Here is a 21,555-nt window from a genome sequence, read left to right as displayed (position 1 = left end):
GTCAGATGACCCCCGCCTCGCGCAGCGCGGCGATCCGCTGCTCGTCGTAGCCGGCGATCCCGGCGAGCACGACGTCGGCGTGCTCGCCCATCCGGTTCGCCACGCGGGCCGGGTTCGCCGGCGTCGCCGACAGCTTGATCGGCTGTCCGAACATGCGCAACGTGCCGAAGTCGCCGTAGTCCGCCTCGACGATCATCTCGCGCTCGGCCGTGCCGGGGTCGTCGACGACCTCGCCGATGTCGCGCACGGCGGTGAGCGGAATGACATCGCCCGCCAGCTCCTCCAGCTCGGCGCGCGTGCGGCCGGCGAACCACTCCAGGATGATCGGCTTCACCCGGCGCTCGTACGTCTCGCGATCGAAGCGCTTGCGCATCGTGTCGATCTCCGGATCCTCCGCCACTTCCGGCGTGCCGAACAGCTCGCAGCTGGCCCGCCACAGTTTGTCGGTGTAGCCGCCGAAGAACACCTGCCCGTCGGCACACGGGAACAGCTCGTACGGGCGGACCCAGGCGTGCTCGTTGCCGGACGGGGAGGCGACCTTCCCGTCCACCGTGTAGTCGACGACGGCCGTCTCGGTCATCGCCATGATGCTGTCGACCTGCGCCACGTCGACCAGCTGCCCCTCGCCCGTTCGCTCCGCGTGCCGCAGAGCCGCGAGCGTCCCGATCACGCCGAACAGCGTCGCGGAGAGGTCGCCGATGGTGACCCCGACGCGGACGGGCGGCTGATCCGGGTAGCCGTTCATCGACCACAGTCCGCCGGCGGCCTGGGCGGTGTTGTCGAACGCGGGACGGCGGCTGCGGGACCCGGTCTGGCCGTAGCCGGAGATCGCCGTGTAGACCAGGCGCGGATTGATCTCGCGCAGCGAATCGTAGCCGAGTCCGAGCTTGTCCATCGTGCCGGGCCGGAAGTTCTCGACCAGCACATCGGCCTGCGCCACGAGGTCGCGCAGCACGCCCTTGCCCTCCTCGCTGCGCAGGTCGAGAGCGAGGCCGAGCTTGCCTCGGTTGTACTGCGCGTAGTAGCCGCTGAACTCCTCGTCACCGTGGCGCAGGTACGGCGGGAAGCCCCGCGAGACGTCCGGGTCGGCCGGGTTCTCGATCTTCACCACGGTCGCACCGAGGTCGGCCAGGAACTGCGCCGCGTAGGGACCGGCGAGCACGCGCGACAGGTCGAGCACGACGACCCCGCCGAGGGATCCGGCCTGCTGGGCGAGGAGAGGGTGTTCTGCCATGGTGGTGCTCCTGGTTCGTTCCGATGATGCTGTCAGGCGACGCCCGCTGCCGTCAGCGCCGCCGCCACGCGCGAGGGCAGGGGCCGTCCGAGGCGACGCGACATCCACTGTGTGGTGCGCACGAGCTGCTCCAGGTCGAGCCCGGTCTCGATGCCGAGGCCGTGCAGCAGCCAGACGAGGTCCTCGGTGGCGAGATTGCCCGTCGCGCCCTTGGCGTACGGACAGCGGCCCAGCCCTCCCGTGGACGCGTCGAACTCCGTCACGCCGGCCCGCAGGCCCGCCTGTACGTTGCCCAGCGCCTGCCCGTACGTGTCATGCAGATGCAGCGCGAGGGCTTCGCGCGGCACTCCCGCGTCTGCGGTGAGGTTCACGACGCGTTCGATGTGGGAGGGTGTCGCGGTACCGATCGTGTCGCCCAGCGCAATGGCCGCCGCCCCGGCGCCCGCGAGCTCGGCCGCGATGGTCGCCACGCGCTCGTGGGGCACGGGGCCCTCCCACGGATCGCCGAACGACATGGAGACGTACCCGCGCACGGGCACACCCCGATCCGCTGCCGCCGCCGCGACGTCGGAGGCGGCGTCGATCGCGCCGCGCACCGTGTTGTTCAGGTTCGCGCGCGCGAAGCTCTCGGTGGCGCTGACCACCACCGCGACCTCGGTCACGCCCGCGGCGAGCGCCCGCTCGAGGCCGCGCAGGTTCGGCACGAGCGACACGAGCCGACGACCCGGCACGTCGCCGACCTGCGCGACGACCTCCTCGGCGTCGGCGAGCTGGGGGACCCAGCGCGGCGGAACGAAGCTGGTCACCTCCAGCGCGCTGACGCCCGCGTCGAGCAGCCGGCGGCAGAACTCCGCCTTCACGGCGGCCGGCAGGATCTCCGGCTCGGCCTGGAGCCCGTCTCGGGGCCCGACTTCATACACCCGCACGCGGGCGGGCAACGACGCGTCACGCACGGGCTGCGGCGCGGGGTGCCACGTGTCGGGCAGCGCGTCCGCGGGCCTGGTCCCCCCGATCGGATCGGTCATCGTGCGGACCGCAGTTCCTCCAGGACCGCCTGGGCGTGCTCGATCCGGATGCGGCCGTCCGCGACGATGCGCTGGGCGACCTGACCGATCTCGTCGGATCTCGCCCCGGCCGAGGCCGCGATCGTACGGGCATGGAGCGCCATGTGACCGCGCTGGATGCCTTCCGCCGCGAGTGCTCGCAGGGCGGCGAGGTTCTGAGCGAGGCCGACGGCGGCGATCACTGCCGCGAGCTCCGTCGCCGTCTGCACGCCGAGCAGCTTCACGGCCGCCTGCGCGACGGGGTGCGCGCGGGTCGCCCCGCCGACCAGGCCGACGGCGAGGGGCAGCTCGAGCGTGCCCACCAGATGCCCGTCGGCCCCGACCTCGAACCTCGACAGCGCCGAGTACCGGCCGTCCCGTACGGCGTGGGAATGCGCCCCCGACTCGACCGCGCGGGTGTCGTTGCCGGTGGCCAGCACGACGGCGGTGATGCCGTTCATGATGCCCTTGTTGTGCGTCGCCGCCCGGTACGGATCCGCCGTGGCGAAGGCGGAGGCGTGGGCGATGTCGCGGACGACCTCGGCGCCGCCCAGCAGCTCGGCATCGAAGACGGCTCGCGCACGGGTGATCCGCAGATCGGCCTTGTTGCTGAGGATGCGCAGGAGCGCACGACCGCCGGAGATCTCCGACACCCGCGGCGCGACGGCCTCCGCCATGGTGTTCACGGCGTTGGCTCCCATCGCGTCGCGCACATCGACGTGGAGGTGCGCGACGACGTGCGCGCCCGTGGCGGTGGCGAGCACCCTCACGGACACGTCGATCGCTCCTCCGCCCAGGCTCACCAGCACGGGGTCCTGCGCGTTCGCCATCGCGAGCAGCTCCTCCCGCGCCTCCAGGATCCGCGCCCGCGCGCCCTCGGGGTCGACGACATCGACCACCTGGATCTGCGCGATCATCACGGTTCCCGTGGTGGAGGTGCGGAACCCGCCGTGGCCGCGTGCCATGCGGGCGGCGTTGGAGGCCGCGGCGACGACACTCGGCTCCTCCGTCGCCATGGGGATCAGATAGTCGCGGTCGTCGATCGTGAAGTTCGTCGCGACCCCGACCGGGATCCCGATCACGCCGATGACGTTCTCGATGAGGTGGTCCGCCTGTGCCACGGTGAGCCCGTCGGCCGGTTCCAGCGGCGCGAGGACGTCCTCGTCGATTCCCGCGCTCTCGGCCACGAGGCGACGCCGATCGGCGGGCTCCCTGTCGCGCAATCCGGACAGACGACTGTTGACCACCACTGATCCTCCTCGAGCAGTTCGTCGGCGCCCGCGCATGCAGCGCGCGGCGACGCCCACAGCCACACTAGGAACCGCCCCCGCCCGCGGCCTATGGAGCTTTCGCCCACGTCGAACGCGGATCAGTGTGACGATCATCCGTCGGAGCGACCGGGAGCGGCCGTGAGGCGTTCGCGCATCTCGTCGAGGCGCACCGCGAGTCCGAGCCGGAACAGTCGCTCCTCCTCCCTCCAGCCCGGCCCCAGGACGGAATCGAGCCGCTCGAGGCGTTGCAGGATCGTGTTGGGGTGGAAGCGGAGCATTCTGGCCGTCCGGGTCGGGCTCGCGCCGCTGCGCACGAACGCGCGCAGCGTGCCGAGCAGATCCGTCCCGCGGTCGGCGTCGTAGCGCCGCACCGGACCGATGAGCGCGTCCAGGAAACCCCCGATCCCGGGGCCGTCCGCGTCGAGCACCGCCGAGTACGGCAGGTACTCCTGCACCGTCACGACGCTCTCGTGCGCGCCCAGCGCAGCCGCCAGCCGTGCGGTGCGCGCCGCCTCGGCGAAGCGCGCGCCCAGCGCCCCGGCGCACCCGTCGGCGCGCACCGCGAGCACGGTACTCCCCGTCGCCTGCGCCACGTGGGCGCGAAGACCCACCAGATCGATATCGGCCCGTGCGAGCACGGCGATCACATACCCGCGATACTCACCCGTCAGCGCGCTCTCGCGGAGGGCGTCGGCAACGACGCGGGCCGCCGATGCCCGGTGCTCCCCCTCGACCGCGAACAGCACGAGGGTGTCGAGCTCGTCGACGACGATGCCCGCGCGTCGCGCACGGCGCTCGACGTCCGCGCGGCGCTCCGGGACGTCGTCCAGGAGGTCCGTGACCAGATCGGTCCTCGTCCGCCGTTCGGTGAGGGCGACGGCCTCCTGCTGCAGGGCCAACAGCGCGCCCACCTGCGCGGCGCGCTCGACCGTGCGCAGGTCGACCGCACCGAGCGTCGGCCCCGGCCCCAGCAGGATCGCCCCGAAGTACTGCGCCCCTGCGGCAAGCGCCGCGACCGCGGACACCCCGGGATCCTCGACCGGGACGCACTGCGCCGACCGCCGGCTGCGATCGATCGCCTCCCGCACCGCCTCACCCGGATCGGACATCGCGGGCGACAGCGGCAGACCCGCCGCGGCCAGCAGCACACGGCGTTCGTCGACGATCGCCACGGGGCGGTGCAACGCCTCGGCCAGGGTCTGGACCACGGGTGCATATCCCCCTCCGGCCAGGACCGCCTGCACGAGCTCACGGTGCACGAGACTTGCGCGCTCGCGTTCCGCGACGTGATCGCGCAGCGCCGCGAGGGCCTCGCGCGTCTCGTCCTCGGATCGCTGCAGCGTGCGCAGCATGCGCGCGGTCTGCAGCACGACGGCGGCGTGGTCGGCGAGGGCCGAGAGGAGTGCGACCTCGTCCGGCGCGAACTCGTGTTCGTCCCTGTACGCGACGAACACCACGCCCAGCACCTCGCCGTCGCCGAGCATCGGCACCCCGAGGAGCGACACGATGCCCTCGGCGGCGACGGCGTCGTCGATTCCCGGCTCGTGACGATCCGAGCGGTACTGATCGTACCGAGTGGCCCACTGCGGCTGTCGCGTCTCCACGACCTCGCTCGCGAGGCCCCGGCCGGGAGGCACGCGGAGCGACTTGAACACGGAGCTGACGGATCCGGCCGTGGTGCGCACGCGCAGGTCGCGCCGGGCGCTGTCGAACTCGGACAGGTACGCGATGTCGCCGCCGAGCATGCCGTGCGCGCGCGTCACGAGCCGGTCCAGCACGGCCGACGAGTCGCGAAGCTCCGCGAGCTCGCGGGCACTGGAATAGAGCTCGCCCAGCTCGCGCGAGCGCCGCCGGAGGCGTGCCGCGTCGGCGCGCAGGCGGAAGGCGTGTCCGGCGATCGCCTCCGCGTCGGAGCCCGCGATGCCCAGGGCCCCGAGCGCCGACATCACCTGCTCGACGCGAGGCTCCGTGTCCGTGGCGACCGCGTCGAGCAGCGCGCTCACCGCCATCCGAGCCTCATCGCTCATTCCTTCAGTCCCTTCGGCGTGGTCGGCGCGTCGCTACGCCCGTTCCAGCATGCGTCATGTGGCAAAGACTCATCAACTCGCGCCGACCGTGTGCGGAAACCACATGACCTCTGCAGCGATCACGGAACTACCGTGGCCTCGGCACCGCGACACGAGCAGGCTTCCACCTCGGCCGTGCCCGCCCGGAGGGCGTTGCTCACGGTGATCCCCGACACGAAGGAGTGTTCATGGAACCCGCGATCGACATCGACCGCAACGGACTCGACTCGCGCGACCACCGGCGCCGCGCAGTCATCGGCAGCAGCGTGGGAACGGTCATCGAATGGTATGACTTCACGCTCTACGGGCTCGCGAGCGCCCTCGTCTTCGCCCCCTTGTTCTTCGGAGACTCCGGGGTCGCCGGCATGCTGGGCTCGTTCGCCACCTTCGCGGTGGGGTTCGCCGCCCGTCCCCTCGGCGGCCTCGTGTTCGCCCACTTCGGCGACCGGGTCGGCCGCAAGACCACGCTGCTCGTCACGCTGCTGATCATGGGTGTGGCGACCACCATCATCGGGCTTCTGCCCACCGCGGAGGCGATCGGCCTGTGGGCGCCCGTGCTGCTCGTGGTGCTGCGCTTGTTCCAGGGGGCCGGGGCAGGCGCCGAGTTCGCCGGGGCGATGACCATGGCGAGCGAGTCGTCGGGCACCCGGGGACGCGCCTTCACCGCCGGATTCCCCGGTGCCGCCGTGTACGTCGGCATGGCGATCGCGACCGGTGCCTTCGCCGCGTTGCGCGGCGCCATGTCCGAGGAGGAGTTCCTTGCTTTCGGCTGGCGGATCCCGTTCGTCGCGAGTGTCGTGATCGTGCTGTTCGCCCTGTACTTCCGGTTGCGCGTCAAGGAGACGGCCGCGTTCGAGGCGGCCGAGAGCGCCGGAACGGTTGCGCGCGCTCCCCTCGCGGAAGCCGTGCGCCGGCATTGGCGGGTCCTCGTGCCCGGAATGGCCCTGTTCGTCTTCGCGCTGCCGTGGGTGTACATCGTCCAGACCTTCGCGATCAACTACACGACGCAGACGCTCACGGTCGATCCGACGCACGCCCTGATCGGCCTGATCGCCGCAGAGGTGCTGACGATCCCGGTGACCCTGGGCGCGGGCCTCATCGCCGATCGGATCGGACGTAAGCCGGTACTCGTGTTCGCCGCGGTGTTCGGAATCCTCTTCGCATACCCGATGTTCCTGCTGTTCCTCACCGAGTCGTCGCTGCTGGTGGGCGTCGGCCTCGTGCTCGGTCTCGCGGTGGTTCAGGGCGCGACGATCGGCGTCTCGGCCGCCATGCTCGCAGAAGTCTTCACCACGTCGACGCGCTGGACCGGCATCGCGATCTGCCGCGAGATTCCCGCGGCACTCGTCGGCGGCACCGCACCGTTCGTCGCCACGTGGCTCGTGCAGGCCGGAGGCGGCACCCCGTGGCTGGTCGCCGCGTACCTGGTCGTCCTCAGTGTGATCGGGCTCGTCGGGATCGCGTTCCTCCCCGAGACGCTGCGACGTGAGGCCGGTGAGCCGGCCCCCGCTGAGGTGTGAAGTCCGCGGGACGTCGTTCGGACCTGCGCCCAGGTGGTGTCTGTCACGTGCCGGCCGTGCTGCGTGACGATCAGCACGCGCCAGACACTCCCTAGACCGTCTCGAAGGGGCGCCCCAGCACGGGCACGGCTGCGAGGAGTTCGCGCGTATAGGGATCGGCGGGGTCGCGCAGCAGCGACTCCGTCTCCCCGCGCTCGACGAGCCGCCCGTGCCGCATCACCGCGATGTCGTCGCTGATGTAGCGGACGACGGCGAGGTTGTGCGAGATGAAGAGCATCGTCAGCCCCAGCTGCCGCTGCAGGCCGCGCAGCAGGTTCAGCACGGTCGACTGCACGGAGACGTCCAGGGCGCTCGTGACCTCGTCCGCGATGAGGATCTCCGGCTCTCCGGCGAGGGCCCGCGCGATCGTGATCCGCTGTCTCTGACCGCCCGAGAACGCTCGCGGCAGCTGATCCGCGCGCGCCGGATCGAGGTCCACCTGACGCAGCAGCTCGGCGACGCGCTCCCGGCGGGCCGCTCGCGACAGACGTCGACCGGTGGCCCTGAGACCCTCCGCGATCGACGCGCCGACCGGCATCTGCGGGTCGAGAGAGGAGAACGGGTCCTGGAAGACCATCTGGATCCGGCGGCGGGCCGCCGTGGCCTGTCGGCCGCGGCCCACGGTGCTGGTCCCGTGGACCCGGATGTCACCCCCGGAGACGGCCGTCAGCCCCACGGCCGCGTTGGCGATCGTCGACTTCCCCGAGCCCGACTCGCCCACCAGCCCGAGCGTGGTGCCGGGCGGGATCTCGAGCGAGACGCCGGAGACCACCTCCCGGGCGCCGTACCGGATCCGCAGGTCCTCGATCTCCAGCGCGCCGCTCACAGGACCGCCTCCGCTCTGTTCCGTCGGGTGCCGCCCCGCTCGGCGCGGTCCGCCGCGGGCCCCTCCTCCTCGTCACCGCCGCCCTCCGCGAGCTCGCGGGCCCGCAGGTGGTCTCCGATCACCGGAAGGGGCTGCGTGCGATCGGAGCTCATGTCGGGCAGGCACGCGATCAGCCCCTGGGTGTACGGATGCGACGCCTGCTGCTTGATGGTGCGGGCATCCAGCTCCTCCACGACCTCTCCGTCCTTCATCACGACCACGCGGTCGCAGAAGCCGGAGACGAGGGCGATGTCGTGGGAGATGAACACGATGCCGGCGCCGGTGGCCTCCTGCGCGCGCCTCAGCACGCTGAGCACCTGGCGCTGCACGGTCACGTCGAGCGCCGTCGTCGGCTCGTCGGCGATGATGAGGCGGGGCCGGCCGGTGAGCGCCATGCCGATCATCGCGCGCTGTCGCATCCCGCCCGAGAACTGGTGCGGGTAGTCGCCGAGCCTCGTCTCGGGCTCGGCGATGCCCACGGCGTCCAGCCCCTCCACCGCGCGCTGCCGCGCCTGCGTCCTGCTCATGCCCAGATGCTGTCGGGGCACCTCCGTGAGCTGCCGACCGATCGTCAGCGCCGGGTTGAGCGACGTGAGCGGGTCCTGGAAGATGACTCCGAGCTCCACACCGAGGCGTCGGCGCTCCGCGAGGCTGAGCTTCGAGTCGAGGTCGATGTCGTCGAAGCGGCGAGTCTCCGCCTCGACGATCGCCGGCGCGTCGAGCAGGCCGGCCATGGCCATGGCCGTGAGCGACTTGCCCGAGCCCGACTCCCCCACGATTCCGACCACCTCGCCCGGGGCGACGTGCAGGTCCACGCCGTGCACGCGCTCGACGACGCCTCCCTGCCCGTCGGGAAACGACACGCGCAGCCCGCGCACCTCGGCGAGGGGAGAGCCGCCGTCCCCGCGGGGCGCCGGGGACGCCGGCGCCTGGACACGGCGACGCGCGAGCACGGCGATCCGGCTCGACTGCGCGAACGCCCGCAGGCCCTGCCCCGGCTGATCGCCGACCGTCTCGGCGATCATCGTGAACACGAGGCCGGCGAACACCACGGCAAGACCGGGGCCGAGCGCCGCCATGGGGTTCGTGTAGAGATGCGCGAGTCCCTCGTTCAGCAGGCGGCCCCAGTCGTACTCGGGCGCCTGGACGCCGAGGCCGAGGAACGACAGACCGGCGAAAGCCAGGAGAGTGGTGCTCGCTGCGGCGGCGGACTGCACCAGCAGCGGGTTGGCGATGTTCGGCAGCACGTGCTTCGCCATGATCCCCAGGGGCCCGACACCGACGACGCGGGCGGCGCGCACGTAGTCGCGCTCGGTCACGGACGAGGCCATGTTGTAGACGAGCCGCGTCACGTTCGGGATCCCGGCGAGGCCGATGGCCAGCATCGCGCCGGTCGCCGACGCGTCCCAGATCACGGTGAAGAACAGCACGAGCAGCAGCCACGGGAACGCCAGGAGCATGTCCATCACCCAGATCAACGCCCGGCGCGGGCGGCGCGGGAGCATCGCGGCGGTGAGGCCGATGATGAGTCCGCCGCTGATGAGCATGGCGGTCGCGCCCGCGGTCAACAGCAGGGATGTGCGCGTGGCCACCATCACTCGCGCGAAGATGTCGCGCCCGATGTCGTCTGTGCCGAAGGGATGCTCGGCGCCCGCCTGAGCCCATCGCTCGGCGATGTTGCGCGCCGTGGCCGCCTCCGTCCAGATCGCGGGGCCGACGACCGCGATGGTCAGCAGCACCGCGATGCCGATCAGAGCGGCGATGCCGGATGCGCTGATCCAGCGGGATCGAAGGCGACGCTTCGACGGGGGCTCCGCGACGAGCGGGGCGTCCAGGAGACCGGGGACCGAGGTCGTCATGATGGCGCGCTCACCCTTCTGCGATCGTCGTTCGGGGGTCGAGGGTGATGAGGATCAGATCCACGACGAGGTTCACCGCGAGAACCAGGAACGCGTAGACCAGGACCATGCCCTGGATCATCGGGTAGTCCTTGCTGCCCACCGCGGAGACCAGGGTGTTGCCCGCGCCCGGGACGGCGAACACCGTCTCGATGATCACCGTTCCCGCGACGAGGCCCGACAGCAGCAGGCCGCCCACCGTCAGCGTGGCGGTGATGATGTTGGGCAGCGCGTGGCGGAGCAGGATCACGCGCTGCGGGAGACGCTTGGCTCGGGCGGTGGCGATGTACGTGGAGTCGAGCACCTTGATCATCTCGACCTGCACGATCCGGGCCAGGTATGCCATCGCGCCGAGCGACAGTCCGAGAACGGGCAGCACCGCGTTGCGCCCCTCGCCCCAGCCCGCGGGAGGGAAGAGCCCCAGCCACATGCTGAAGAGCGAGATCAGGCCGACCGAGAGCACGAAGTCCGGAATCGCGATGAGCACGCCGAGGAACCCGGCGACACCGCTGTTGATCGTGCGTCCCCGGCCGGTGCGCGCGGCGAGCGCCGCCCCCATGCCGATGGGCAGCGCGCCGATCACGGCGACCACGAAGCCGAGGGCCGCGAGGGTCAGCGTCGTGGGGAAGCGGGCGGCGATCGTGTCGCCCACCGAACGTCCGCTCTGGATCGACGTGCCCAGGTCGCCCCGCAGCAGCCCCGAGAGGTAGTTCAGGAGCTGCTGCGGGACGGACTGGTCGAGCCCCAGAGCCACCCGCGTGGCCTCCACCAGGGAGGCGGGAGCGGTGGGCCCCAGTGCCGCCCGGACGGGATCGCCCGGCACCAGGTGGACGAGGAAGAACGCGGCGAGGACCACGACGGCCAGGCTGACGACGAGCCGCCCGATCCTGCGGATCGCGAAGTCGGCGCGGGGCGAGAGCCGTCCCCGCAGCTGCCGGAGCCGCTGCAGCCGACCCGCTGGGGGCCCGTCCTGGACGAGTCCGTCCAGCCGTGTGTCCGTCGTTGTCATCGCGCGTGGCTCACTCGGTCATGCGGATCGTCACCGGCTGGATGTAGTCGGTGATCTCGAAGGTCGTGCCCGACATGTACGTCGGCCGGATCGTGCCCGCGAGCAGGAAGGTGTGGAAGTTCTCGACGACGAGCTTCTCGGCCTGCTCCCAGTAGCCGCACGCCTCCTCGGCATCCGCGGCCGCGCCGGCCTGCTCGGCGAGCGCGAGGTACTCCTCGTCGCGGACGCCCATGAAGTTCAGGCCGCCCTCCTCCGGCCATGCCCCGCCGTAGAAGAGGTTCTGCGTGACCGGGCTGCCCACGCCGATCTGGATCCATCCGGTGTCGTAGTCGAACGTCTCATACAGGTACTCGGACCATGCGGCGCCGTCCATCGCGATCAGATTCGTGACGATCCCGAGCTCAGCCCAGTCCTCCGCGACGAGCTCCGCGGCGGAGGCGTGCGCCGCGGACGTCGCGTCGTAGATGAAGTTGATCGACAGCTGCTCGCCGTCCTTGGAGCGCATCCCGTCGGAGCCCTCCGTCCACCCTGCCTCGTCGAGCAGCTCGGCGGCGCGGGCGGGGTCGGCCGAGGGGCGCTCCCAGACCGGCTCCTCGTTGAAGCAGGTGAAGGGTGCCTCGGTGATCCACGACGTCAGGTCGATCGGCCGGCCGCCCGTCACGACCTCGCGCGCGTCCTCGTGGTTGAAGCCCAGAATCAGCGCCTCGCGGACCAGCGGGTCGTGCGTGGGGCGGTCCTCGCGCTCGTTGAAGAGCATCTGACCGATCGGGTTGATCGTGCCGACGAACTCGTAGCCGGCGCCGTCGAGGCGGTCCTGGTCGGGGCCCTCCACCGCCGCGGCGTTGAGGTCGCCCGAGATGAGCAGGTTGGCCCGCGTCGAGGTGTCTGTGACGACGCTGATCTCGAGGGCGTCGGGAAGGCCCTCCGTCTCGGACGTGAGACCGTCGGGACCCCACGTGTAGTCGTCGCGCCGCTCGAACATGTAACGGTCGGCCTGAACGCTCGTGAGCGCGTACAGCCCGGTGCCGTTCGAGGCCGTCTCCAGCGGGGCGGGGTCCGACAGACCGGCGGCGCCGACCATGCGGATGCTGCCGACGATGTTCGCGAGGAACGGGTCGGCGACATCCGTGGTGACCTCGAGCGTGAGTCCGTCGCCGCTCGCCTCGAGGCCGGCGGGGAGCACGTCGCCGAGCGTGGTCGCGTTGTCCGGGTTCGCGTGGTAGTTGATGTTCTCGGCGGCGACGCTCGCGTCGAACGCGGAGCCGTCGTGGAACGTCACGCCGTCCTTGAGCTGGAACGTCACGGAGGTGCCTTCGTCGCCCAGCTCCCACGACTCGGCGAGCCACGGCAGCTGCTCGCCCTCTCCGTCGGTGTAGAGGAGGGATTCGTAGGCGTAGGTGATCACCTGGATCTCCTGCGGTTGCGCGGCGGTCATCGGGTTGATGCTGCCGACCTCGGGGAACACGGCGTGACGGAAAGTACCGCCCGACACGTACCCGGCGTCGTTGCCGGGGTCGTTCGGGGAGTCTCCGCCGCTGCACGCGGTGAGGACCAGCGCGCCGATCATACCGGCGGCAGCCATCGTCACCGCCTTCCTGCGAGTGATCATGATGCCTCTCTTTCGGGTAGATGATGCGGGGATGGAGCTCGGCCGATGCTCGCGAGCGGGCCGGCCGCCTTCACCGACACGCGCAGTGCCGGCTTGGTCGTGTACGAGACGGGGGTCTCCTGCACGTCGACGACGGCGACGTGCAGCGGGTCGGCGCCGGCCTGGATCGCCCTGTCCAGCGCCGCGGCGGACGCCGCCTCGGTCGCCGCCGCGCGGTCCGCGAGGTCGGCGAACTGGTCCGCGCGACCGCCGGCGAGCGCGATCGCGGCGCCCACCGCGTTCGCGACGCCCGCCTGCTCGGGGCGATGCACCGTGGCGACGCCCGGGAGGTCGTCCGGGACGAGGAAGCCACCGCCGCCCACGACGACAAGGGGAAGGCCGCGCCCGAGCGACATCCGCTCGACGGCGGCCTCGATCCGCTCGCGCGCGCGGGCGAGCGCGGAGCTCAGGCCGCGGCGGGTCGCGTTGTCGAGCGGCGGCAGGCTGCGACCGGGGATCTCGAGCTCCGCGGCCGCGACGGCCGCGTCGGTGAGCGTGGCCGTCGTGCCGCCGAAGACCAGCGCCTCGGACGTGAGGCGGTAGCCCACCGAGTCGGGCACGGGGACGCCGGCGTCGAGGTCGACGATGGTGCCGCCGCCGATGCCGATGCTGAGCACGTCGGGCATTCGGAAGTTGGTGCGCACGCCGCCGATCTCGCGGGGCATGGTGGACTCGCGCGGGAAGCCGTCGACGAGCACGCCGAGGTCGCTCGTCGTTCCGCCGACGTCGACGACGATCGCCCCGTCCAGGCCGGAGAGCGCGGCGGCGCCGCGGATCGAGTTGGCGGGACCCGAACCGATCGTCAAGACGGGGTAGCGGGCGGCGTACTCGACGGCCATCAGCGTGCCGTCGTTCTGCGCGAAGAACGTCTCGGCGTCGAGGCGCTCCTCGTCGACCGCGGTGAGCAGGGCCCGCGTCACGTCGCGGGCGACGCCGTACAGCGAGGCGTTGAGGACCGTCGCGTTCTCGCGCTCGAGCAGGCCGAGCTCGCCGATGTCGTGGCTGAGCGAGACCGGCACGTCGACCCCGAGGTGCTGATGCACGATCGCCTCTGCTTCGAGCTCCTGGTCGGGGAACGAGGGGCTGAAGATGCCCGAGATGGCCACGGCATCGATCCGCTCCAGCCCGTCGAGGAAACGGCGGATGCCGTCCGCGTCGATCCGTCCGATGGGGTAGCCGTCGACGAGATGACCGCCGGGGAGCACCGCGGAGCCGGCGAGCGCCGCCTCGCGCAGAGCGCTGGGCCAGCCGACGAGCGGCGGGTAGGCCGTCGACGCGGGGGCGCCCAGCCGAAGCACCGCCACGCGCGACAGGTCCCGGCGACGCACGATCGCGTTGGTTGCGTGCGTCGTCCCGAGCATGATGCGGGACACGCGATGGCGCTCCTCGCCCAGCTGCCCGAGCACGTCGCTCAGGCTCGCGCGGATGCCACCGGTGACGTCCGCCGTGGTGGGCTGCTTCGTCCACGCGATCACGCGGCGTTCGTCATCGAGCACGACGGCATCGGTGTTCGTGCCGCCGACGTCGATGCCCACGGACAGGTCCCGGCGGCTCATCGAACGGTCTCCTTCTCGGCGCTGAAAGGTGTGTAGTCGATCTCGTAGCCGAACGCGCGCGGCCCGGTCAGCTCCAGCCCCCGGGGTGTGCGCCACAGCGGGTCGCATGCCCAGGCGAGCACCGACACCCGCTGCCCGAACCGCAGCAGCTCCGTCGAGATGGCCTCGCCCGTCTCGCTGTCGACGATCGTGATGAGGTCGGGCACGCTCACGAGCACCCGGCCGTCCTCGAGCACCACGAGGTTCTCGTTCTGGATCTCCACTCGCACGAGCCGGTCCCGGTCCTCCCCGACGCCGGCGATCGTCACGGAGCCGCGGGTGAAGCCGCCCTCGTTGCGCCGCTCCACGTCGATCACCTTGCCGGCCACGAGCACGCGCGCCCCGAGTTCGTCGGCGAGGTCGTCGACGGGGTCGGTCGAGCCGAGGAGCCTGCGTCCCACGGAGATGGCACGGCTGACCGAGCCCTCGATGAGGGCGCCTCGGGCGTCCGAGGCCGTCAGGTAGCTCGCGCCCAGCGCGATCGCGCCGCTGGCGACGACGTTCGCGCGCACGTGACGCTCGAGCCAACCGGGCGAGACGGTGCGCAGTACCGACACGTTGCCGACGACGTCGCTCATGACGACGGGGCCCCGCGGGAGTCCGGCGACGTTCGTCGACGTCATCGTCGCCTCGGGGAAGGCCCGTCCCATCGTGTCGGCGTCGAGCAGGGCCACGCCGAGCCGGGCCGCCCAGGCGGCCGGGCCGACTCCGTTGCTCCCGCCGATCTCGGTCGCCAGGACGGCCGTCACCGGACGACCGGCGAGGATCTCGACCTCGTCGCGAAGCGTCTCCGGCTGGTGATCGGCCGGCAGCATCTCGATGCCCGCGAAGGGGGCGCCGACGCCCGACATCGAGATGACGAGGTCGTCGTCGGTCAGGTCGGAGACCGACAGCAGCGGGACGGGTCCGTGCTCCTCGAGTGCGTACTGCGCCGCGTACCGGACGGTGTGGACCGCGCCGCCGCCCCCCGTCCCGAAGACGGCCGCGCCCACGGCGAGCGCCGGGATGTCGTCGGCCGTGACGACCGGCGTCGAGCGCCGGTCGGGGGCGGTGGGAGGGGACGCGTCGTGTGGCATGCATCGAGAGTAGGGATGGGGACCAGGCGGCTCAATGTTCCCTCAGCACAGGGTCTCGCTGCATACTGTGCTCATGCCCCAGTCGGATGTGCGTGAACTGCTCGGCTCCGCCAAGCACCTCGGGTTGTCCCTGCTCGCGGGGCCGCCCGTCGGGCCGGCCCTGCAGCGCGTCGTCATGGCCCCGATCGACGCGCTCGCCGCTCCGCCGGGAAGCCTCGTCATCGCCACGACGCGCGACGGGAATCCGCCGTCGCCCTATCAGGTCGACGTCGCCATCCGCCAGGCGATCGCCCGCGACTTCAGCGGTCTGCTGTTCATCGGCGAGCTCGTGCTCGCCGAGACCGCCCGAGCGCTCGCCGAGCGGGCCCGGATGCGCGTGCTGACCTGCACGAGCGGCTCCCCACCGGACATCGCGATGGGCATCGACCGCATCGTCCGCGGCGACGCCATCGGGGCACTCGCCCGCGCGGAATACGCGATCGATCGCGCCGGGGCCATCGCCATGCAGGAGCGCGACGGCAGCGGCGAGCAGATCCTCGCCGCCGCCGGCGAGGCACTGGGCGTCTCACTGACGATCGTGCCCGATCCGGGCGCGCGCTGGACCGATCCCGACGCCGTGTGCATCGGCGAGACCGCCGTCGGGCGCCTGCAGGCCGACAGTTCCGACGCGGCCGTGGCTCTCGCGACGCCCGTGATCGCCTCGCTCGTCTCGCGGGCCATGCAGCGCGACCTGAACGAGCGGTTCGCGCCGACGCAGTCCCGCGCGGATCTCATCGTCGAGCTGATCCTCGCCGACTCCTCGCGCGTCGACGCGTTCGCAGCGGACGCCACCCGCCTCGGCCTGCCGCTGCAGCTCTCCCACGTGGTCGGCTGGCTGCGCGTGTCGCACCGTGCCGACCCGTCGCATCGGCCGCCGCGCACGATGGTCGCGGCGCTCGAGCTCTTCGCGCTCCAGCTGGTGGAGCCACGCAGCGAGCTGTGGCACTTCGCCTCGATGCACGACGACCTCGTGCTGGTCTCGTCGGAGCAGCTCGGCGCCGGGGACCATCAGCGCCGCCTGCGCGAGGTGGGCTCGCAGCTCATCCACCACGTCGCCGCCCTGGGCGGCTCCGACTGGCTGTGCACCCTCGGCCTCGGCACGCCGCAGCTGGGCGCATCCGGACTCCGGCAGTCGGCCGCCGAGGCGCGCATCGCCGTCGAGACGGCGATCGCCAGCGGACGCACCGGGTCCATCGAGGCCACCGACGTCACGGGCCTGCGCCGAGTCCTCCTCGACTTCTACGCCTCGCCGCTCAGCCGGCAGCTGCTCGACGACGTCCTCGCCCCGCTCGACGCGCTCGGCCCCGAGCGTTCCGAGGTCGCGGTGCGCACGCTGCAGGCCTACCTCAGCAACCGCAACTCCCTCGCACGCGCGGCCGAGGCCCTCAACCTGCACCCCAACGCCGTGAACTACCGCGTGCGCCGTGCCGAGCAGGCGCTGCAGCTCGACCTGTCGGACCCGGATCACCGCTTCGCCGTCGAGCTGGCCTGTCGCGTGCGCCTGCTGTCCACTCGGAGATGAGCGCGAGCGCCTCCCCGCGCATCACCGCAGGACGGAGCTCAGGAGCAGACTCGTCTCGCTGTTGACGACGCCGTCGATCGAGCGGATGCGCCCGAGCACGCGGTCGAAGTCGCCCAGCGACGCCGCGCGCAACTCGGCCACGAGGTCCCAGCCGCCGTTCGTCGAATGAAGCGCGGTGATCTCGGGGAGCCCGCGCAGCCGCCGGATGACGGCGTCCGTGTTGCGTCCCTCGACCTCGATGAGAGAGATCGCCCGGATCTCGAGCGGATCGACTTCGTCGCGCACCCGCACCGTGAAGCCGACGATGACGCCGGACGAGATCAGCCGGTCGATGCGGCTCGTGACCGTGGCCCGCGTCACCTTCAGCTCGCGGGCGAGCACGGCGACGGGCGCACGGCCGTCCGCGCGCAGCGCCGCCAGCAGCGCGCGATCCAGCTCATCCAGCTTGATTCCGTCCATATGCGCACCAGGTTAGAGCACAATGCGCACTCGAGACCCACAACTTGGGCATCTGGATGATTGTCTGCACATATCGCCCAGTCCTAACGTGACAGGAATGACGGCTTTCGTGGGTGTGAACAATATGGTGCGCTGGCTGGCGCAGAGCGGAACGGAACGGGTGATCGCCGGGATCGTCGAGTACCTCGCCGACGACTTCGCGCGATGGGAGCAGTTCGAGAAGACCCCGCGTATCGCCAGCCATACCCCGTTCGGCGTGATCGAGCTCATGCCCGCGAGCGACCGGGAGACCTACGGGTTCAAGTACGTGAACGGCCATCCCTCCAACCCCGCGCGGGGCTACCAGACGGTCACGGCGTTCGGCGTGCTGGCCGATGTGCACAACGGCTACCCCACGTTCCTCGCCGAGATGACCGTGCTGACCGCCCTGCGGACCGCTGCCACGTCGGCGCTGGCGGCGCGCGCGCTCGCCCGACCCGACTCGACGCGGATGGCGATGATCGGCGCGGGCAGCCAATCCGAGTTCCAGGCCATCGCGATGCGCGGCGCCCTCGGGCTCAGCGACCTGACCGTCTACGACGTCGATCCCGACGCGATCGCGAAGTTCGTCCGCAACCTCGCGCCGCTCGGCTTCCGGATCACGGTCGCCGGCGACGCCGGGGAGGCGTGCGAGGGCGCCGACATCGTCACGACCTGCACGGCCGACAAGGCACTCGCCACCGTGCTGCGCGACGCGGACGTCGCACCCGGGATGCATCTGAACGCGATCGGCGGCGACTGCCCCGGCAAGACCGAGCTCGATCCCGCCATCCTCGACCGCTCCAGCGTCTTCGTCGAGTACACGCCCCAGACCCGCATCGAGGGGGAGATCCAGGCCCGGGGCCCGGAGTTCCCCGTCACGGAGCTGTGGGAGGTGCTGACGGGCCGGGCCACCGGGCGCACCTCCGCCGAGCAGATCACGCTGTTCGACTCGGTCGGCTTCGCGATCGAAGATCTGTCCGCGCTGCGCTATGTTCGCGATGCGGTCGCCGGCACGCCGTTCGTCGACGACATCGACCTCGTGGCCGAGCCGGACGACCCCAAGGATCTGTTCGGCATGTGCGGCTCGCTCGCGCCGGTCGGCTGAGCACGAAGGAGCACCCGCATGACATCACGGATCTTCACGGGCGGACGCGTCTTCACGGGGCGCGGCGAGACCGACTTCGTCAGCGCGTTCCGCGTCACGGACGGCGTCATCGACTGGGTCGGCGACGCGTCCGGGGTCGACGGCGCCGCCGCGCACGACCTCGGCGGACGCGTCGTGGTGCCGGGATTGCTCGACATGCACGTGCACCCGGCGCTCATGACGACGACGATCGACGCCGTGGACTGCCTTCCGCCGGCCGTCACGTCGCTGCCGCAACTCATCGACGCCCTGCGCACGCACGAGGCCCTCGGCTCGGATCGCGACGCCTGGATCGTCGGGAACGGCTATGACGAGACGAAGTACCCGGAGGGGCGGGCGCCGACGGCGCGGGACCTCGACGCGGTCTCCACGACGCAGCCCGTGCTGGTCTGGCGCTGCGACCGCCACTCCGCCGTCTGCAACTCGCGAGCGCTCGAGATCGCGGGGATCACCGCGACCACCCCGGATCCGCCGGGCGCGCGCTTCGAACGCGACGCCGACGGCGCGCCCACGGGGGTCCTCACCGAGATCGCTGCGGCGCAGGCCGTGGCCTCGCACATCCCGGAGGCGGGACCGGCCGAGCGCGCCGCGCGGCTCCGGCAGGTCGGCCAGCGGCTCCTGTCCCGGGGCATCGTGGGCGTCTGCGATCTGCTGGCGACGCGGATCGCCGACCCGCTGAGCACCTATCGGGCCGCCGAGGACGGCGCCGCGATGCCCCGCGCCGGGCTCTTCTACGGATGGGATCCGGCCGATCCGCCGGCCGACCTCACCGACGAGGACCGCACGGGCCGAGCGCGCGTGTCCGGGCTGAAGGTGATCATGGACGGCGCCTACTCAAACCGCACGGCGTGGGTGTGCCGGCCCTACCCGGGCTCGGACGACGACCACGGCCTCCGCACCCTCAGTGACGAGGACGCGCTCGCCGCCGGCGAATGGGCGCGGCGCAACCGCGTGCAGCTCGCGGTGCACGCCATGGGCGACAGGGCGATCGCGCAGGTGCTCGACCTGTTCGAGCACCAGGAGCCGTGGCTCGAGGAGACCCCCTCGATCCGCATCGAGCACGCGACCCTCCTGGCTCCCGCGACGATCGCCCGCCTTCGCGCCGCCCGGATGAGGTTCGGCGTGGCCACGCACACGGTGTTCCTCTACGCCGAGTACGACGGCTACGAGCGCAACCTCCGCCCGGAGCTGCGCGACCACGCGTACCCGATCCGCTCGCTGTACCACGAGCTGCCGGCGCTCGCACTGTCCTCGGACTGCCCGGCGACGGCGTGGGGCGAGGCCGACAACGTGTTCGTGTCGGTCGAGGCCGCGGTGCGCCGGCGCGCGTACAACGGCGCCGACATCGGACAGGGCGCCTCCGTGTCTGCCGCGCAGGCGCTGCTGCTCTACACCGACCGCGCGGCGAGCCTGACCGACATCGGCCGCGTGGGTCGGATCGAGGTGGGGTACGAGGGCAGCTTCGCGGTGCTCGACCGGGACGTCTTCACGGTGCCGTCCGAGCAGATCGGCGAGACCGCGGTGCTGGAGACCTGGATCGCCGGCGAGCGCGTCTGGGGCGGCTGAGGAATCAGGTCGCGGCCGCGGGGGTCCCGTCGGCGTCCGGACCTCCGAGAAGGGCCGTCACGCCCGCGGCGAGCTCCAGCGCGGCCTGTCTGAGCGCTCGGACGCGCGAGCGCGCCTGGTCGGTCGCGGCGACGATGCACGCCGCGGCCGCCACGCTCCCGCTGGAGTCCCGGATCGGCGCGGAGACCGACAGCAGCCCCGCCTCCTCGAAGGACTCCTTGGCGATCACCCCGTCCTGCGTCACCTGCCGCATCCGGGCGAGGAACTCGTCCCGCTCCGCCTGTGGCTCGCGCCGCGGAAGGAGCGGTGCGACCTCGTCGACCCCGAAGTCCATGACGAGCGTCGGCCCCCCGTCCGCGCTCATGAGGGGACAGGGCCGTCCGAGCCACGGGGTCATCCGCAGCCCCTCGCCCTGGATCTCGAGCTCTTCGACGAGCGTGACGCTGCGCATGCCCTTCAGGACGGTGATGAATGCGCACGCCCCCGTCGCATCGGCGGCCGCGGCCACCAGGGGCGCGCCTCGCGTCGCCATGATCGGCGCCGCGGCCGCACGATGCCATCCGTGAATGCCCCAAGCGAGCCGGTAGCCGCCGCGATCGATGTCGTCCATGACGACGCCCACCGCGCGGCAGGAGTCCACGATGCGCTGGGCGCGGTCGCGCCGCACTCCGGCCGCGCGGGCGATACCGGCGAGGCCGTCGGGGCCCTCGGCGAGGTGCCGGAGCATACGCATCGCCGCTTGCAGAGCCGACGGAGCGCCCTGCGCGTCCCCTCCCGCCGCGGCGCGGGGGGCAGGATCGCCGACGGAGCCGAGCACGTCTTCGACGCGCCGCTCGAGCGCGCGGCGCGCTGCGGCGAGCGCTCGGCGCGCCGCCGGGACGCCGCGGCGGGCGCGGTTCACGGGCAGCCTCACGGCGAGCACCGCGAGGCACTCGCCGGCGGGGTCGAACACGGGCGTGGCGAGTTCGACGCTGCGTCCGATCGTCGACCGGAAGTGCCGGGGGTCGTCCTCATCGCCGCCCGTGCCCTGCGCGGCGCGCACGATGGCACTCTCGGGATCGTGCACGAGCTCGCCGACCTCGGCCGCGGAAAAGAGCGTCCAGGGCGAGACGACCGCGGCGACGATCCTCATACCGCCCTCTGCACGCGCCGCCAGGCAGACCGTCTCACCGGTCGTCTGCCCGGCGATCGTCAACGCGGCGCGCACCGTCTGCGCCACGGGCCGCGCGGCCAGGCCCGACAGGGCGATCGCCGCATCCCCGATCCGATAGGAGCCGTACGCGTCCCCGCGCTCGAGGAACCCGAGGCGGTGGAGCTCCGCGCACAGTCGGGACGCCCCGCTGAGCGGCAGCCCGAGGCGGCGCGCCAGCTCGCCGACGGACACCGGGGCAGTGGGGTCCGGTCGCTCGGCCACCGCACGGACGATCCTCAGGCCCGCCGCGACGCGCATCGTCATCCCGCTCACCTCGTTCCTCGGTTCCCAGAACGAGCAATCCCCCGTCGACGTGATTGCCCGTGATGCGGACTGTAACAGAGCGGG

General features: G+C 71.9%; 16 protein-coding genes. 4 read left to right on the top strand and 12 right to left on the bottom strand.

Going from position 1 to position 21,555, the window contains the following annotated elements:
- Position 1: 1 nt before the first annotated feature.
- The 4 genes from IEX37_RS11830 to IEX37_RS11815 form a co-directional block, all read right to left on the bottom strand.
- A complete protein-coding gene (locus tag IEX37_RS11830; protein ID WP_188756485.1) occupies positions 2 to 1,234 on the bottom strand; it encodes a CaiB/BaiF CoA transferase family protein in 1,233 nt (410 codons plus the stop codon).
- 32 nt (positions 1,235 to 1,266) lie between these two features.
- Complete coding sequence (locus tag IEX37_RS11825) at positions 1,267 to 2,259, bottom strand: hydroxymethylglutaryl-CoA lyase (RefSeq protein ID WP_188756484.1); 993 nt, start codon at positions 2,257 to 2,259, stop codon at positions 1,267 to 1,269.
- On the bottom strand, positions 2,256 to 3,524 hold the full coding sequence (locus IEX37_RS11820) for a hydroxymethylglutaryl-CoA reductase, degradative (RefSeq protein WP_229663232.1): 1,269 nt from the start codon (positions 3,522 to 3,524) through the stop codon (positions 2,256 to 2,258). Before IEX37_RS11820 ends, IEX37_RS11825 begins: the two co-directional genes overlap by 4 nt.
- Before the next feature lie 134 nt (positions 3,525 to 3,658).
- Positions 3,659 to 5,575 (bottom strand): helix-turn-helix domain-containing protein, encoded by a 1,917-nt coding sequence (locus IEX37_RS11815; protein WP_188756482.1) that lies wholly within the window; start codon positions 5,573 to 5,575, stop codon positions 3,659 to 3,661.
- Positions 5,576 to 5,802: 227 nt separating this feature from the next.
- Here IEX37_RS11815 and IEX37_RS11810 point away from each other — a divergent pair, with 227 nt between their 5' ends.
- Positions 5,803 to 7,134, top strand: a complete 1,332-nt coding sequence (locus tag IEX37_RS11810) for an MFS transporter (protein ID WP_188756481.1) — start codon at positions 5,803 to 5,805, stop codon at positions 7,132 to 7,134.
- A 91-nt stretch (positions 7,135 to 7,225) separates the two neighbouring features.
- Here IEX37_RS11810 and IEX37_RS11805 read toward each other — a convergent pair whose 3' ends face one another.
- The 6 genes from IEX37_RS11805 to IEX37_RS11780 are packed head-to-tail and all read right to left on the bottom strand — an operon-like array spanning position 7,226 to position 15,264.
- Positions 7,226 to 7,999, bottom strand: coding sequence for an ABC transporter ATP-binding protein (locus IEX37_RS11805; protein WP_188756480.1), 774 nt, complete (start codon positions 7,997 to 7,999; stop codon positions 7,226 to 7,228).
- Positions 7,996 to 9,897 carry a dipeptide/oligopeptide/nickel ABC transporter permease/ATP-binding protein gene (locus IEX37_RS11800; protein WP_188756479.1) on the bottom strand — a complete coding sequence of 634 codons (1,902 nt, stop codon included), beginning with the start codon at positions 9,895 to 9,897 and terminating at the stop codon, positions 7,996 to 7,998. Before IEX37_RS11800 ends, IEX37_RS11805 begins: the two co-directional genes overlap by 4 nt.
- Positions 9,898 to 9,907: 10 nt before the next feature.
- Complete coding sequence (locus tag IEX37_RS11795) at positions 9,908 to 10,945, bottom strand: ABC transporter permease (RefSeq protein WP_188756478.1); 1,038 nt, start codon at positions 10,943 to 10,945, stop codon at positions 9,908 to 9,910.
- A gap of 10 nt (positions 10,946 to 10,955) precedes the next feature.
- The gene (locus IEX37_RS11790) at positions 10,956 to 12,554 is read right to left on the bottom strand and encodes an ABC transporter substrate-binding protein (RefSeq protein WP_188756477.1); all 1,599 of its coding nucleotides are present in this window, start codon (positions 12,552 to 12,554) and stop codon (positions 10,956 to 10,958) included.
- Entirely contained in the window at positions 12,551 to 14,149 is a 1,599-nt protein-coding gene (locus tag IEX37_RS11785; protein WP_188756476.1) for a hydantoinase/oxoprolinase N-terminal domain-containing protein, read from the bottom strand. The genes IEX37_RS11790 and IEX37_RS11785 overlap by 4 nt, the downstream gene beginning before the upstream one ends.
- Positions 14,146 to 15,264, bottom strand: coding sequence for an S-methyl thiohydantoin desulfurase family protein (locus IEX37_RS11780; RefSeq protein WP_188756475.1), 1,119 nt, complete (start codon positions 15,262 to 15,264; stop codon positions 14,146 to 14,148). The genes IEX37_RS11785 and IEX37_RS11780 overlap by 4 nt, the downstream gene beginning before the upstream one ends.
- Positions 15,265 to 15,337: 73 nt before the next feature.
- Between IEX37_RS11780 and IEX37_RS11775 the strand changes: the two genes are divergently transcribed.
- Positions 15,338 to 16,825 carry a PucR family transcriptional regulator gene (locus IEX37_RS11775; protein WP_188756474.1) on the top strand — a complete coding sequence of 496 codons (1,488 nt, stop codon included), beginning with the start codon at positions 15,338 to 15,340 and terminating at the stop codon, positions 16,823 to 16,825.
- Positions 16,826 to 16,846: 21 nt separating this feature from the next.
- Here the strand turns inward: IEX37_RS11775 and IEX37_RS11770 are convergent, their stop codons facing one another.
- Positions 16,847 to 17,284 (bottom strand): Lrp/AsnC family transcriptional regulator, encoded by a 438-nt coding sequence (locus IEX37_RS11770; RefSeq protein WP_188756473.1) that lies wholly within the window; start codon positions 17,282 to 17,284, stop codon positions 16,847 to 16,849.
- Between the two features lie 97 nt (positions 17,285 to 17,381).
- On the opposite strand from IEX37_RS11770, the gene ocd reads away from it, so the two are divergent.
- The gene (gene ocd / locus IEX37_RS11765) at positions 17,382 to 18,410 is read left to right on the top strand and encodes an ornithine cyclodeaminase (protein WP_188756472.1); all 1,029 of its coding nucleotides are present in this window, start codon (positions 17,382 to 17,384) and stop codon (positions 18,408 to 18,410) included.
- A gap of 18 nt (positions 18,411 to 18,428) precedes the next feature.
- Positions 18,429 to 20,015: an amidohydrolase gene (locus tag IEX37_RS11760; RefSeq protein WP_188756471.1), complete on the top strand. Its 1,587-nt coding sequence runs from the start codon at positions 18,429 to 18,431 to the stop codon at positions 20,013 to 20,015.
- Positions 20,016 to 20,019: 4 nt separating this feature from the next.
- Here IEX37_RS11760 and IEX37_RS11755 read toward each other — a convergent pair whose 3' ends face one another.
- The gene (locus IEX37_RS11755; protein ID WP_188756470.1) at positions 20,020 to 21,471 is read right to left on the bottom strand and encodes a MarR family transcriptional regulator; all 1,452 of its coding nucleotides are present in this window, start codon (positions 21,469 to 21,471) and stop codon (positions 20,020 to 20,022) included.
- Positions 21,472 to 21,555: the final 84 nt, after the last annotated feature.

The organism is Microbacterium album (genome assembly GCF_014643695.1).
Classification (GTDB): domain Bacteria; phylum Actinomycetota; class Actinomycetes; order Actinomycetales; family Microbacteriaceae; genus Microbacterium; species Microbacterium album.
The sequence above is the reverse complement of the archived record's forward strand: the minus strand, read 5'-3'. Positions and strand labels throughout refer to the sequence as shown.

Coding starts and splice junctions, on each gene's coding strand:
- IEX37_RS11790 (WP_188756477.1), bottom strand. CDS start 12,554: ATGATCACTCGCAGGAAGGCGGTGACGATGGCTGCCGCCGGTATGATC.
- IEX37_RS11810 (WP_188756481.1), top strand. CDS start 5,803: ATGGAACCCGCGATCGACATCGACCGCAACGGACTCGACTCGCGCGAC.
- IEX37_RS11815 (WP_188756482.1), bottom strand. CDS start 5,575: ATGAGCGATGAGGCTCGGATGGCGGTGAGCGCGCTGCTCGACGCGGTC.
- IEX37_RS11755 (WP_188756470.1), bottom strand. CDS start 21,471: ATGACGATGCGCGTCGCGGCGGGCCTGAGGATCGTCCGTGCGGTGGCC.
- IEX37_RS11795 (WP_188756478.1), bottom strand. CDS start 10,945: ATGACAACGACGGACACACGGCTGGACGGACTCGTCCAGGACGGGCCC.
- IEX37_RS11775 (WP_188756474.1), top strand. CDS start 15,338: ATGCCCCAGTCGGATGTGCGTGAACTGCTCGGCTCCGCCAAGCACCTC.
- IEX37_RS11760 (WP_188756471.1), top strand. CDS start 18,429: ATGACATCACGGATCTTCACGGGCGGACGCGTCTTCACGGGGCGCGGC.
- ocd (WP_188756472.1), top strand. CDS start 17,382: ATGACGGCTTTCGTGGGTGTGAACAATATGGTGCGCTGGCTGGCGCAG.
- IEX37_RS11770 (WP_188756473.1), bottom strand. CDS start 17,284: ATGGACGGAATCAAGCTGGATGAGCTGGATCGCGCGCTGCTGGCGGCG.
- IEX37_RS11780 (WP_188756475.1), bottom strand. CDS start 15,264: ATGCCACACGACGCGTCCCCTCCCACCGCCCCCGACCGGCGCTCGACG.
- IEX37_RS11785 (WP_188756476.1), bottom strand. CDS start 14,149: ATGAGCCGCCGGGACCTGTCCGTGGGCATCGACGTCGGCGGCACGAAC.
- IEX37_RS11830 (WP_188756485.1), bottom strand. CDS start 1,234: ATGGCAGAACACCCTCTCCTCGCCCAGCAGGCCGGATCCCTCGGCGGG.
- IEX37_RS11825 (WP_188756484.1), bottom strand. CDS start 2,259: ATGACCGATCCGATCGGGGGGACCAGGCCCGCGGACGCGCTGCCCGAC.
- IEX37_RS11800 (WP_188756479.1), bottom strand. CDS start 9,897: ATGACGACCTCGGTCCCCGGTCTCCTGGACGCCCCGCTCGTCGCGGAG.